13 protein-coding genes are annotated in these 13,388 nt (G+C 64.5%); 4 read left to right on the forward strand and 9 right to left on the reverse strand.

Annotated elements, in window-relative coordinates:
• Positions 1-13: 13 nt before the first annotated feature.
• Positions 14-1,141: a GGDEF domain-containing protein gene (locus tag VMF11_08670; protein ID HTU70384.1), complete on the reverse strand. Its 1,128-nt coding sequence runs from the start codon at positions 1,139-1,141 to the stop codon at positions 14-16.
• Positions 1,142-1,212: 71 nt separating this feature from the next.
• Between VMF11_08670 and VMF11_08675 the strand changes: the two genes are divergently transcribed.
• Together VMF11_08675 and VMF11_08680 are read left to right on the forward strand one after the other, a co-directional pair.
• Positions 1,213-2,643 (forward strand): pyridoxal-dependent decarboxylase, encoded by a 1,431-nt coding sequence (locus VMF11_08675; protein ID HTU70385.1) that lies wholly within the window; start codon positions 1,213-1,215, stop codon positions 2,641-2,643.
• Positions 2,644-2,672: 29 nt separating this feature from the next.
• A complete protein-coding gene (locus VMF11_08680; GenBank protein ID HTU70386.1) occupies positions 2,673-3,119 on the forward strand; it encodes a hypothetical protein in 447 nt (148 codons plus the stop codon).
• On the opposite strand, the gene glmU is transcribed toward VMF11_08680, so the two are convergent.
• From glmU to meaB, 7 genes are all read right to left on the reverse strand, one after another.
• Positions 3,109-4,470, reverse strand: coding sequence for a bifunctional UDP-N-acetylglucosamine diphosphorylase/glucosamine-1-phosphate N-acetyltransferase GlmU (gene glmU / locus VMF11_08685; protein ID HTU70387.1), 1,362 nt, complete (start codon positions 4,468-4,470; stop codon positions 3,109-3,111). The two genes, VMF11_08680 and glmU, sit on opposite strands and share 11 nt — an antisense overlap.
• Positions 4,467-5,897 (reverse strand): glutamate--tRNA ligase, encoded by a 1,431-nt coding sequence (gene gltX / locus VMF11_08690; protein ID HTU70388.1) that lies wholly within the window; start codon positions 5,895-5,897, stop codon positions 4,467-4,469. The genes glmU and gltX overlap by 4 nt, the downstream gene beginning before the upstream one ends.
• 10 nt (positions 5,898-5,907) lie before the next feature.
• A complete protein-coding gene (locus VMF11_08695; GenBank protein HTU70389.1) occupies positions 5,908-6,324 on the reverse strand; it encodes a cobalamin B12-binding domain-containing protein in 417 nt (138 codons plus the stop codon).
• Positions 6,290-6,445, reverse strand: a complete 156-nt coding sequence (locus VMF11_08700; GenBank protein ID HTU70390.1) for a hypothetical protein — start codon at positions 6,443-6,445, stop codon at positions 6,290-6,292. The genes VMF11_08695 and VMF11_08700 overlap by 35 nt, the downstream gene beginning before the upstream one ends.
• 1 nt (position 6,446) lies before the next feature.
• The gene (locus tag VMF11_08705; GenBank protein HTU70391.1) at positions 6,447-8,066 is read right to left on the reverse strand and encodes a methylmalonyl-CoA mutase family protein; all 1,620 of its coding nucleotides are present in this window, start codon (positions 8,064-8,066) and stop codon (positions 6,447-6,449) included.
• Between the two features lie 81 nt (positions 8,067-8,147).
• Entirely contained in the window at positions 8,148-8,939 is a 792-nt protein-coding gene (locus VMF11_08710) for a hypothetical protein (GenBank protein HTU70392.1), read from the reverse strand.
• Positions 8,936-9,826 carry a methylmalonyl Co-A mutase-associated GTPase MeaB gene (gene meaB / locus VMF11_08715; protein ID HTU70393.1) on the reverse strand — a complete coding sequence of 297 codons (891 nt, stop codon included), beginning with the start codon at positions 9,824-9,826 and terminating at the stop codon, positions 8,936-8,938. The genes VMF11_08710 and meaB overlap by 4 nt, the downstream gene beginning before the upstream one ends.
• An 89-nt stretch (positions 9,827-9,915) precedes the next feature.
• Here meaB and VMF11_08720 point away from each other — a divergent pair, with 89 nt between their 5' ends.
• Together VMF11_08720 and VMF11_08725 are read left to right on the forward strand one after the other, a co-directional pair.
• Positions 9,916-11,238, forward strand: a complete 1,323-nt coding sequence (locus VMF11_08720) for a serine hydrolase domain-containing protein (protein ID HTU70394.1) — start codon at positions 9,916-9,918, stop codon at positions 11,236-11,238.
• Positions 11,239-11,246: 8 nt separating this feature from the next.
• Positions 11,247-12,623: a glycoside hydrolase family 125 protein gene (locus tag VMF11_08725; protein ID HTU70395.1), complete on the forward strand. Its 1,377-nt coding sequence runs from the start codon at positions 11,247-11,249 to the stop codon at positions 12,621-12,623.
• Here VMF11_08725 and uppS read toward each other — a convergent pair.
• Positions 12,611-13,327 carry a polyprenyl diphosphate synthase gene (gene uppS / locus VMF11_08730; protein ID HTU70396.1) on the reverse strand — a complete coding sequence of 239 codons (717 nt, stop codon included), beginning with the start codon at positions 13,325-13,327 and terminating at the stop codon, positions 12,611-12,613. The two genes, VMF11_08725 and uppS, sit on opposite strands and share 13 nt — an antisense overlap.
• Between the last annotated feature and the right edge of the window lie 61 nt (positions 13,328-13,388).

Below are 13,388 nucleotides of genomic sequence, written 5' to 3' on the forward strand. Positions count from 1 at the left end.
TGGCTGTTCGCCCCTACACGGCCGGATCGCTTCCGACGCTCCCCTCGCGGAAAACGGCGAACGCGCCTGCGTTGACGGCAAACGAAACGCGGTCGCGGCCTGTGCGTTTGCTGTGATACATCGCTGCGTCCGCCACCTCGAGCAATTCATTGGCATCGCGCGCATCATGCGGAAAGCTGGCGACGCCGACGCTGGCCGTGATCCGCATCGGCAGCGAAAAGTCGTTCCGGCGAACCGTCTCGCAGAACGCTTGGGCACGCTCGATCGCGAGCGTCTTTTGCGCGTCATGGATGAGCACGCAGAACTCGTCGCCGCCGTTGCGTGCGACCAGATCGATCTCGGGAACGGCGTGCGCGCGCAGCAGTTCCGCCATGCCCTGCAGCACGGCGTCTCCCGCCGCGTGGCCATAGGTGTCGTTCACCGACTTGAAACGATCGGTATCGACGAACCACAGCGTCAACACCGCGGCCGCACCGAATCGCGTGCGCGCAATCTCGTCGCGCAGCCGCGTGCGAAACGCGCGCGGCGTGAGCAGCCCGGTCAGTCCGTCGTAGGTGGCGTCGGCTTGCGCAAGCTCGCGTTCGAGCGCGAGCGCATAGGGCGAGGCTGCGTGCTGGATCGTGCGCACGATCGTTTCCTCGCCGTCGATCGAATCGGCCGAGCAGGACGAAACGTAGATGACGGCGCGCAGTCCGTTCGAATCGCTCATCGGTACGGCCAGCGCTTGGCGATCGGTCGGAACCAGCACGCCGTCGCATCCGCTCGCACGATGACCGATGAGCGCCGCGCGCGCCGGCAGAAAGTGATCGGCGTCGCGCCGCAACCGAATGCTCGCGTAGTGCTCGACCCGCGGTCCGTCGGCAAACACGCATTCGAGCTCCTCGCCGTTCGGCGCGAAGACGAGCACCGCGTCGATCGCCGGATCGCGCCGCCGGATCGCCAGAGCGAGGGTTTCGACCACCGCAGCGCTCGAGCGGCGCGAGGCGTCGAGCAGCGCACGAACCGCATCCAACACGAAGTCTTCGCGCGCCTGGAACACGCGAATGATCGCGTTCTGCGCGCGCAGCCGCGCCTGCGACCGCAGCGCCGCTGCGCCGAAGACCGCGCTGAGGAGGAACGCGACGAGTAGCGCGGTGCTCATGTGGCTCACTTGGTTCCAGTGCCCGTCACGCGCGAGAAGAGGACCCTCGCGCGTGTCGAAGGTTCCGCAACGTGCTGGATCCTACGGATTGGCCGGCCTTTCGGCAGTTGAGTCATGCCGCGCTCGACGACGCGCTCGATTATCTCGAGGAGGTTCGTCAACGTCCCGCGTGGCGCGCGATGCCCGATGCGGTTGCAGCCGGACTGCAAGAGCCGCTGCCCCGCGAACCGACGCCGCTCGATTCCGTCTACCGCCAGTTCGTCGAAACGATTTTGCCGTACAACAGCGGGAACATTCACCCGCGCTTCTTCGGATGGGTACAAGGGGCAGGCACGCCGACCGGTGCATTGGCCGACCTGCTGGCCGCGACGATGAATTCGAACCTCGGCGGCCGCAACCACGGCGCCGTCTACGTCGAACGCGCGGTGCTGCAGTGGTTCCGTGAACTCTTCGGTCTACCGCCGAGTGCAAGCGGCGTGCTGACCCTGGGTGCATCCGCCGCCAATTTGATCGCGGTTCTGGTCGCGCGCACGCGCGCGCTCGGGCCGGCGGTGCGCGAGCACGGCATCACGCGCGAGGGCGGCCGTCTGATCGGCTATGCCTCCACCGCAACGCATAGCTGCATCCGCCGCGCCTTCGAGGTCGCCGGTTTGGGAAGCGGTTCGCTGCGCGTGCTGCCGGCGAATTCGTTGCAGCGCATGGAACCCGGTGTGGTCGCGCGCGCGATCGCGGAAGACCGCGCAGCCGGGAATCGCCCGTTCATGCTGATCGCCAACGCCGGCACGGTGGACGTCGGCGCGATCGATCCGCTCGACGAACTCGCCGAGGTCGCGCAGCGCCACGGTCTTTGGTATCACGTCGATGGAGCGCTCGGGGCGCCGGCGATGATGGCGCCCTCGCTCGCGCCCCGTTTTCGCGGCATCGAGCGGGCCGATTCGATTGCGTTCGACTTTCATAAGTGGCTGCAAGTGCCGTACGACGCGGGTTGCCTCTTGGTGCGTGAAGCCGAGGTTCATCGCGAGACGTTCGCCGCCGCGCCGCAGTATCTCACGCGCATGCAGCGCGGCTTGGCCAGCGGGCAACCGTGGTTCACGGATTTCACGATCGATCTCTCACGCGGGTTTCGCGCGCTCAAGGTCTGGTTCACGATCAAGGAGCACGGCTCGGCCAAACTCGGTGCGGCGATGGCCGAGAACGTTCGGCAGGCGCGACTGCTCGGCGATTTGGTCGATGCGGATCACGATCTCGAACTGCTCGCCCCGGTGCAGCTCAACGTCGTCTGTTTCCGTTATCGCCGCGATCTCGCAGCCGACGCGATCGATCGTTTCAACGACGAACTCGTGATCCGTCTCCAGGAGAGCGGCGAGGCGGTCGCATCGTCGACGCTGGTGGGAGGACATCGCGCAATTCGCATCTGCATCGTCAATCAGCGCACGACCGACGCCGACCTCGTCGAGAGCCTCGACGCGATCAAACGAGCGGCCGCCTCGCTATCAGAATAGGTCCAGTCGCTACGGGTACATTCTGCAATATGAAACTATCGGTTGCTCGCACCGCGTTCGTGACGCTCGGCCTCTGCCTCGCGACGAGCGCTCCCGCATTCGCCGGAGGATCGGTCGCCGGCGGACTCTATACCGAGACCGGCAACGGTGCATCGGCCACCGGCCCCGGCATCATGCTCGGCACGACGAGCGCGATGCCGTTGCTTCCGGCCACGATCGGCCTGACCGGCTTCCTTCCGCTCGCGCGCGGCGGCGGGTACGCGGCGACCGTCGACGGGACGTTTTCCTTCGTCAACAACGCGATCGGGATCGGCTACGGCATCGGGCAGTTCGGCGCCGGACATTCCGGCGGCACGGCGACGGCGTTCTTGGATCACAAGATCGGCCCGCTGACCTCGCTCGAACTTCGCGCTTACCGGACGATGGGAGCCTACGGCGCGGCGGCCGGTTTCGTCGGCTTGAAATTCAGCCTTTAGACGGCTCCGCTTCCTTCTGCGGCAGCGGCTTGGCAGGATTCCCGGCGACGCGCTCGCCCGGCGCAACGTCCTTGGTGACGACCGAGCCCGCGCCGGTGAGCGCACCGTCCCCGATCGTGCGCGGCGCAACGATCGAGGTGTTGGACCCGATCGAGACATTCTTTCCGATGGTCGTGCGGTTCTTGCGCTGACCGTCGAAATTGCACGTGATCGTCCCGGCGCCGATGTTCGTTTCCTCGCCGATCGAACTGTCGCCGAGATAGGCGAGGTGCGCGGACTTCGCCCCGCGCGCATACTCCGAATTCTTGATCTCGACGAAATTGCCGACCCGATTGTGCCCGGCGAGCTTCGCGCGGCCGCGGATGTGCGCGAACGGCCCGATCAGCGAATCACTGCCGATTTCGCTGCGCACCACCACGCTCTCGCGGATCTCGACCCGGTCGCCGATGCGCGCTTCGGAAAGGCGCGCGTTCGGCCCGATCGTGCAATTCTCACCGATCGTCGTGAGCAGCGAGATGGCGGTATTGGGATAGATCACGGTGTCGCGGCCGATCTCGAGTTCGGGCTCGAGATAGGTCGTCGCGGGGTCGAGAATGGTCACGCCGTCGCGCATGTGCTGCGCGCAAATCCGCGCGTTCATCTCGCGCCGCGCGATCGCGAGTTCGACGCGGTCGTTGATCCCGAGCGCGTGCACGTGATCCTCGACTAGGATCGGCCGGACACGTTTGCCGCTGCGAACGAAGTGCTCGACCACGTCGGTGAGATAATATTCTTTCTGCGCGTTGTCGTTCTCGAGCGCCGCGACCGCTTCGCGCAGTTCGCGCTCGCCGAACGCGTAGACGCCGGCGTTCATCTCCTCGATCTCGAGTTCGTCGGCCGAGGCGTCGCGCACCTCGACGATGCGCTTCACGTTCTTTCCACGGCGCACGACGCGTCCGAAGTTCGAGGGCAGCGGCATCTTCACGGTGACGAGCGACATCACCGTCGCCTTGCCGTCATCGAGCGCGCCGACGATCCGCCCGAAGATCTCCGCCGGGACAAGCGGCATGTCGCCGTAGGCGACGACGATTTTTCCGTCCGCGCGCTCGCCGATGTTCTCGAGCGCGATCTTGACCGCGTGCCCGGTACCGAGCTGCTCGCTCTGCACGACGCCGGGCACGCCGAAGCGCGCGATCTCCTCTTGCAGCTCGCCGCTGGTCACGACGATCACGTCGTCGATCCCGGCGACGTGCAGCGCGCGCAACGTGTACCACAGCATCGGGCGCCCGCAAAGCTCGTGCAATACCTTGGGCATGCGGCTCTTCATCCGCGTTCCCTTGCCCGCCGCCAACACGATCGCGCGCACGCTCATTTCGCCCCTCCCAGGAGATCGAGTGCACCGCGAAGGCGCTCGCGCACCAGATCGCGCCCCAGCATCTCCATCGAATCGAAGAGCGGAATCGAGGTGGAGCTGCCGCTCATCGCGATGTAGAACGCGCGGACGGCGTCGCGAAACTTTACGCCGATCGACTCGGCGACGCGGCGGAGCACGCTCTCGATCGCGGCCATGTCCCAGCTTGCGAGCCCGTCGAACTCTTGTATCGCAAGCGAAAATGCTTGACGCATCGCCGGGTCGTCGAGCTTGCTCGCACGCAGTTGCTCGAGCGTCATCGGCAGCCGTCCCGCAAACAGAAAAGCGACGAGAGGCGCCACGTCGCTCAGCCGTTCGACGCGTGACTGCGCCAGCGTGAGGATGCGCTCAGGCTCTTTCCGGCGCGCCCACGCGAAGAAGCGCTGCGCGAAGGCCTGCGCGTCGAAGGCTTCGCGCAAGTACCGGCCGTTGAGCCAGTCGAGCTTGCGCACGTCGAAGACCGGGCCGCCGAGCGGCACGTGCTCGAGGTTGAAGCGTTCGACCATTTGCGCGAGCGACATCAGCTCGTCTTGCTCTTCGCTCGCCGCGTTGGAGAGCAACCCCAAAAAGTTGAGCAACGCCTCGGGCAGATATCCCATCGCCTGATAAAACAGAATACCGGTCGGGTTTTTGCGTTTCGAGAGTTTCGACTTGTCCGGATTGCGCAGCAGCGGAACGTGCATCAGCTTCGGCGGTTCCCAGCCGAAGTACCGGTAGAGTAAAAGATGTTTGGGGGCGCTCGAGACCCACTCTTCGCCGCGAATGACGTGTGTGATCTCCATCAGATGATCGTCGACGACGTTGGCCAAATGGTAGGTCGGCAACCCGTCGGACTTCATCAAGACCTGCATGTCGACGGTCTTCCACTCGATTTCGATCTTGCCGCGGCGCAGATCGTCGACGACGGCGATCCCGGCGCCCGGAACTTTCATGCGCACGACGAACGGCTCGCCCGCCGCTTCGCGGCGCGCCGCTTCTTCCTTCGAATAGGTCAGGCACAGGCCGTCGTAGCGCGACGGCACGCCGGCGGCACGCTGCGCGACGCGCATCTCCTCGAGGCGCTGCGGCGTGCAAAAGCACTTGAACGCGTCGCCCTTCTCCAGCAGCTCGCGCGCGTAGCGCTGATAGATTCCCGATCGCTCGCTCTGACGATACGGACCGTGGGGACCGCCGACGTCGGGGCCCTCGTCCCATGAAAGGCCGAGCCAGTGCAGCGAATCCAAGATCGCGCCCTCGCTCTCGGGCGTGCTGCGCGCCTGATCGGTGTCCTCGATGCGCAAAATGAACGCGCCGCCGTGGTGTTTGGCGAACGCGTAGTTGATGAGCGCGACGTATGCCGTGCCCACGTGAGGGTCGCCCGTCGGCGACGGCGCGATCCGAGTCCTCACGCTCAAGGATTTATCCTACGAGTTCGCGGCGTTTGCCGCACTCGGCTTCGACGAAGTCGATGATCTCCTGCAACGGCGCGCCCGGCGTAAAGATCGCCTTGACGCCCAGGCGGCGCAATTCATCCGCGTCTTCCGGCGGAATCGTTCCGCCGCCGAAAAAGACGACGTCTTCGGCGCCTTGCGCACGCAGCTGCTCGAGCACGAGCGGAAAGAGCGTCATGTGCGCGCCCGAGAGGATCGAAAGGCCGATGCCGTCGGCGTCCTCTTGAATGGCCGTCTGCACGATCTGCTCGGGCGTCTGGAAGAGACCCGTGTAGATCACCTCCATTCCGGCGTCGCGCAATGCGCGCGCGATCACCTTGGCCCCGCGGTCGTGACCGTCGAGGCCGGCCTTAGCGACGATGATCCGCAGGGGTCGATTCGCCATGCTTTCCTTTGTGCTGTTGCAATTGCTCGCTCAGGCGCAGCGCCTCTTCGAGCTTGTCCTTGACTTCGGTGAGCGTACGCCGTACGCGGCGCCGGTCCACTTCGTTGCTGATTTTCAACATATCAAAATACCGATCGTTCCGTGTATCGCCCGTAGACGGCAGCCATCGCTTCCACGATCTCGCCCTCGGTACAATACGCATTGACGCAGTCGATCAGATGGGGCATCACGTTGTCGCCCTCGTTCCGGCAGGCCTGCTGCAAGCGATCGAGCGTCGCCTGCACGCGCCCGCCGTCACGGCTCGCACGCAACTCGGCAAGGGCACGCGCCTGGCCGCGGGCGACTTCCTCGGTAACCTTGAGCAAATCGATCTCGACCCGCTCCTCGTCGCGTTCGAAATAGTTGACGCCGACGATGATCCGGTCTTTCGATTCGATCGAGCGCTGATAGCGATAGCTCGCTTCGGCGATCTCCTTTTGAAAAAATCCGGCTTCGATCGCTTCGATCACGCCGCCGTAGTTTTCGATCTGGTCGAAGTAGGCTTCGGCCTGCCGTTCCATCTCGTCGGTCAGGGCTTCGATGAAGTACGATCCGCCGAGCGGATCGGTGACGTTGGTAACGTTGGTTTCGTAAGCTAGAACTTGCTGCGTGCGCAGCGCGATCTCGACCGATTTCTCGGTCGGCAGCGCGAGCACTTCGTCCATCGAGTTGGTGTGCAGCGATTGCGTGCCGCCGAGCACCGCCGCCATCGCTTCGTACGCAACGCGCACGATGTTGTTCTCCGGTTGCTGCGCGGTTGCGCTGCAGCCGGCCGTCTGGGTGTGGAACCGCAATTGCCACGACTTCGGGTTCTTGGCGCGATAGCGCTCGCGCATGCGGCGCGCGTAGATGCGCCGGGCTGCGCGGAACTTCGCGATCTCCTCGAAGAAATCGATGTGCGAGTTGAAAAAGAAGGAGAGGCGCGGTGCGAAAGCATCGACGTCGAGCCCGCGGTCCATCGCCGCTTCCACATACGCAAAGCCGTCGGCCAGCGTGAACGCGAGTTCTTGCGCGGCGGTCGAGCCCGCCTCGCGAATGTGATAACCCGAGATCGAGATCGTGTTCCACCTCGGCATCTCGGCGGTACAGAACTCGATCATGTCGACGATGATGCGCATGTGCGGGCGCGGCGGAAAGATCCACTCTTTCTGCGCGATGTACTCTTTGAGGATGTCGGCTTGAATCGTTCCGCCGAGCACCTTGCGCGAAATACCCTTCTTCTCGGCGGCGGCGACGTATTGCGCGACCGCGATCGCGGCCGGCCCGTTGATCGTCATCGAGGTCGTGATATCGGCCATGTCGATGCCGTCGAAGAGCACTTCCATGTCGCGCAGCGAGTCGATGGCGACGCCGCATTTGCCGACCTCGCCGCGCGCCTGCGGTGCGTCGGAATCGTAGCCCATCAGGGTCGGCATGTCGAAAGCGACCGAAAGGCCGTGCTGGCCCTGCGCGAGCAAAAAATGATAGCGTTCGTTCGTTTGCTTGGCGTTTCCGAAGCCGGCGAATTGGCGCATCGTCCACAGCCGGTCACGGTAGCCGTTCGGATGGATGCCGCGGGTGTACGGATACACGCCCGGGAGCGGCTCGACGCGCTGAACGTCGGCGGGCTCGTAGACCGGGCGAAGCGGGATATCCGAGATCGTGCGGTCGGTCGCGCCCGAGCCGGGCCCGCTGCGGCCTGCGGCCGCCGGGCGCTCGATCATTCTGGCCAAGCTGGCTTCCTCTTTAAGGGTGGTATCGCAAGGTATTCTCCCAAACGCCGGGCCGCCCCGCAAGCGCCGAAGTCAGGGCGCCCCGCCCGGAAAGATGTGGTGCAGGTAATCCACGTCGTGGTCCCTGCGGTGCTGCTCGTAGGCCCGCTCGTCGAAGAGCCAGTCGGGCAGCTTGGTTGGGAAGGTCATCTGCTTCACTTCCAGCTCGCGATAGCCGGGGTGCGGCAGGTCGGGACTGTGATAGAGCACGATCCAGCGCGCCGCGATCCAGTACGGGCCGACCTGGCTGAATTCGACCGTGAGATCCGCCTCGCCGATCGGAACGATATCGGGGTGCGTGACGTAGCTCGCGCGCCGGATGTTGTAGGTGCTGGTGTCGATCCAGAGCGCGCGCAGCGCGAAGCGTTCGGGGTCGAGCCGGGGCGCAAGATCGATGTGATAGACCTGGTGGCCGCCGATCGTCTCGATGCCGCGCACGTCGAGCCGGTAGGCCGGCGGCGCGTTCGCCGTGACCGTGACGATCGTTTTCAAATCCGACTCCAAACCGCTCGGGGCGTTCGAACTCCGCGGCGACGGCGAGCTTTGCGCGTTCGGCGGCATCACCGCTTCGTGGACCGCGAGCGAGAGCGGGCCGACGAACGCGCGGTAAATGTTCGCTAGCGGCAGCCGGTCGCCGATGGGATAGCTGACGTCGTTCATCATCTCATCGGACGCGCGAAAGGCGATACGCCGTAGGTTTCCGTCCGCATCGGCCAGGTACACGACGTACGGCGGCGTGCCGTAGGAACGCAGTTTGTCGAACGCGCGCTCGACGATCGCGCGCGCCGGCGGCATGACGGTGACGGGCGGACTCGGCGAGATCAACCCCAACCTTGGAGCAGCGCGTCGGCCGCGGCATACGGGTCGAGATCGGTCGCGAGCCGCGAGTCGAGATCGCGATCGAGGCGCGCTTCGAGTTTGCCCAGCGCGAGCTGCCGAACTTGATGAGCAAAGGCCTCGCGCCGCCGCGTGACGATCTCGCCGGTCTCGTTCAAAAAGACGCGGTGCGCTTCGATCGCGCGCCAAAGGTCGTCGACACCCTCGCCCGAGAGCGCCTGCGTCATCACCAGCTCCGGCACCCAGCCTTTGAACTCGAGCATCTCCATCATGCCTCGAATTTCACGCCGCAACTGATTGGCCATCGGGTGATCGGCTTTGTTGACCACGAAGACGTCGGCGATCTCCATGATGCCCGCTTTGAGCACCTGTATCGAATCGCCGCTGCCCGGCTGCAGCGCGACCACCGTCGTTTGCGCGAGTCCGGCAATTTCGATCTCGCTTTGACCGACGCCGACCGTTTCGACGAGCACGACGTCCAGACCGAACGCGTCCATCAACAGCACCGCGTCGGCCGTTGCACCGGCGACGCCGCCGAGGTGTCCGCGACTGGCCATCGACCGGATGAAGACATGCGGATCGACGAAATGCTCGGTTAGGCGGATACGGTCGCCGAGCAGCGCACCGCGCGAAAACGGCGAGCTGGGATCGACGGAAACGACGCCGACGCTCTTTTCCAGCGAACGCGCTTTGCGAACGAGCGCCGAGCTGAGCGTCGATTTCCCGACGCCGGGTGGTCCGGTGAGCCCGATCGTGAGCGCGCGGCCCGAGCGCGCGTACAACCTGCGGACGAGCTCGGCGCCGCGCCCGCTCTCGGCCCAGGAGATCGCGCGCGCGAGACCGCGCGCGCGCCCGGCGTCGAAGTCACGCAGCAACGCATCTAAATCCAGCAACGGTGCCAAAGTACGGTTGAATTGCGGTGAATACCCGGGATCACCCTCCCCGCCGTGGAAGAAGGATCTCAATGTTGCCCGCGGCGCTCCTGGCTGCGTCGCTGGCGTTGACGCCCGCGCAATCGGCGAAGATCGATGCGGTGGTCGCGCAAGTGATGCAAAGCAGCCACATTCGAGGGCTATCGCTCGGCGTATCCCGTAAAGGACACGTCGTCTTTCTACGGGGCTACGGTATGCGCCGCTGCATGACGAACGCACCGGTCGACGGCTACACGGTTTTTCGCGTCGGCTCCGTTACCAAGCAATTCACAGCGGCGCTGGTGCTCGAAGAAGCCGATCGCAGCGCGCTGCCGCTCAATGCCGAAGTCGACGGGATCACGATCGCAGAATTGCTCTCGCAAACCAGCGGCCTGCTCTCTTACACCGACCCCGGCGAGACGCTCGATCGCGCGCTCGACGCGCCGACTCAGTTTACACCGGGCACACGTTGGCAATACAGCAACAGCAACTATTATTTGCTGGGCACTGCACTCCAATCGGTAACGAAATTGAGTTTCTCCACGTTGCTCGCCGACCGCATCACCAAACCGCTGAACCTCGCCTCGACGATGTTGGGTGTGCCGCTGGCCGAGAACGTCGCGCGCGGTTGCGCCTGGGACGGATCGCAATGGGAGCTCGCAGCCGAAGGCCCCAACGATTCGCCCGCGCTGGCTTTTAGCGCGAGCGGAATGAGCAGCAACGTGCCCGATCTGCTGACGTGGCTTTGGAATCTGTACGATGGTACGATCATCGCCCAAGACAGTTTCGATCAAATGACCCGTTCGTGGACGCTTGCCGACGGAACGCCGACCAACTACGGCTTCGGGTTCTTCACCGACCGGTGGTACGGGCTGCCCGTCGCGCAGCACCCCGGCTACGTCGACGGTTTCAGCGCCGAGGACGCGCTCGTCCTCAACGACGGCACGGCGATCGCGATTCTTTCCAACGCCGATCAGGTTCCGCTCGTTCCGCTTGCCAAGAGCCTGGTCGAAATCGTGGAGCCGCTCAAAGATCACGCGCTGGTCGCGACAATTTCACAGCCGGCGATCTTCGAAGATCCGCGGATTACGGCGCTCGTGCGCAACTTGATCGCGGAGCTCACCGCCGGAACCATCGATCGCTCGCTGCTCTCGGAGAATCTTTCGCTCTCCTTGGATGACCGGCGCGCACGCAGCTACGCGCAAACGCTGGCGCCGCTCGGCAAGCTCGAACAAGCCTTCTTCAACGAATCGACGATCGTGGGCGAGGTCACCAGCGAAACGTACACCCTGGTCTTCGCGCACGGTCGGCTGATGCTGCATCTCGATTTGCGCGATGGCAAGGTCGACGACCTCGCACTCGACGCGGTTCGATAGCGGCACACATGCTCCACGCGATCGTTGCATCGCTGCTGATCGCGCAAACCCTCATCGTACCGTTGACCGGCGCGCGCACGCGGAACATCCAAACCGACACGCTCTTCCACACGCTCTTTCACGATTTTTTTCTGGAAGACGACGGAACCACGTACGTGCAGACCGGCGACATTCCGGCGATGTGGCTGCGCGATTCCTCGGCGCAAACGATTCCGTACGTGCGTTTTCAGGCTAACTACCCGCTGCTCCGCGTACGGTTCGCCGGCGTCATCGAACGCGACGCGCGCGCGATCGACAAAGACGTCTACGCGAATGCGTTTCAGGAAGACTACCACACCTGGGAACGCAAATGGGAAGTCGACTCGATCGCCTGGCCGGTGATTTTGGCGGAAGTCTATCTGCGAGCGACCGGCGACCGCACGATCTTCACGCCGAATTTCCACGTGGCGCTCAAACAGATCGTCTTCACCTATAACTGCGAAGAGCATCATCGTGAGTGCAGTCACTACGTTTATCCCTATCACGTACCGACCAAAGACGAGTTCGACGAGGGCACCGGGCTGATCTGGGGCGCCTTTCGCCCTTCCGACGACCCGGTGGAATACCGTTTCAACATTCCCCAGAACGCCATTGCCGCAGTCGCCCTGCGCGACATCGCCTCGCTCGCGCGCACCGGTTACGGCGACGTGCAGCTCAGCCGCGAGGCGCAGCAGCTCGAAGCTCGCGTCATGATCGGGATCCTGCGCTACGGCATCTTCTACGACGCGCAGCGCGGCGTATGGATGTACGCCTACGAGACCGACGGCTACGGGAATTACAATCTCATGGACGACGCCAATGTCCCCAACTTGACCGAGCTGCCGGGCATCGACTGGTGCTCTTCCTACGATCCCATCTACCTCAACACACGCGCGTTCGTGCTTAGCATGGACAACCCGTGGTATTTCAGCGGCCGCTACGCGCAGGGACTTGGCAGCCCGCACACGCCGTACGGCTTCGTCTGGCCGCTCGGGATCATCGGGCGCGCGCTGACCTCGACCGACGACCTCGAGATCGAAAACAGCATCACCACGCTGGCCGAGACCGACAGCGAAGATGGACTCATTCACGAGAGCTTCTACCCCGACGGCTACTGGCGCTACACGCGTCAGGAGTTCGGCTGGGCCAACGCACTCTATGCGGAATTGCTCTTCCGCACGCTGGCCGGCTACCGCGCCGAACTCTTCGCGAACGGTGACGGGACGATGGTTCCGTTCGAACTGCGCACGCAGACGCCGGTTCTCGTTTCGCGCGTCGATCAACTCGACAACACGGCCGATTTGGTCGGGACGCTGGGCCGTCTGCTCTACGAAGGGCGCGACGCCGCGATCAATCAGGCGCCGTAACGGCGCTGGCGCTCGGCATAGACACGCACCGCCTCGACGAAGGTCGTTTCATCGAAATCGGGCCACATCACCGGCAGCGTGAGCAGTTCGGTATATGCGAGCTGATAGAGCAAGAAATTGGAGACGCGGTGTTCCGAACCGGTACGGATCAAGAGATCGGGATCGGGGGCGTGGGGCGCGTACATCTTTGCCCGCAACAGCGATTCGTCGATGTCGCCGGGCGCGAGCGCGCCCGCGGCAACGTCGGCGGCAACCGCCTGCACCGCGCGCACGATCTCGCTGCGACCGCTGTAATTGAGCGCAAGCGCGAGCGTGATGCGCGTGCCGCCCTTGGTTCCCTCGACCAGATCGCGGAGCGCCGCTCGCGCGGGCAGCGCGAACGCATCGAGCTCGCCGATGATTTCGACGCGCACGCCTTGGCGAATCAGATCGGGTTTCTCACTGCGCGCGCACGCTGCGTACAGGCTCATGAGCAGGCTCACTTCCTGCGATTCGCGCTGCCAGTTCTCGGTGGAGAAGCCGTACGCGGTGATGCGCCCGACGCCGGCCCGGGCCGCCGCCCGGACGGCCGCTCGAAGCGCGGCCACGCCGCGCCGGTAGCCTTCGGCGATCGGCAGGCCCCGTTCCCGAGCCCACCGGCGATTGCCGTCCATGATGACGGCGACGTGTTCGGGGGCGCTGGCGGGAGCGTGGGCGTGCAGCATATTTTACTTTGTAGCACAAAGTAACGCCGCCCCGCAAGAGCGTGCGCGCGGCTTCGCCAAC

The sequence above is a fragment of the Candidatus Baltobacteraceae bacterium genome (genome assembly GCA_035502855.1).
Lineage (GTDB): Bacteria > Vulcanimicrobiota > Vulcanimicrobiia > Vulcanimicrobiales > Vulcanimicrobiaceae > Aquilonibacter.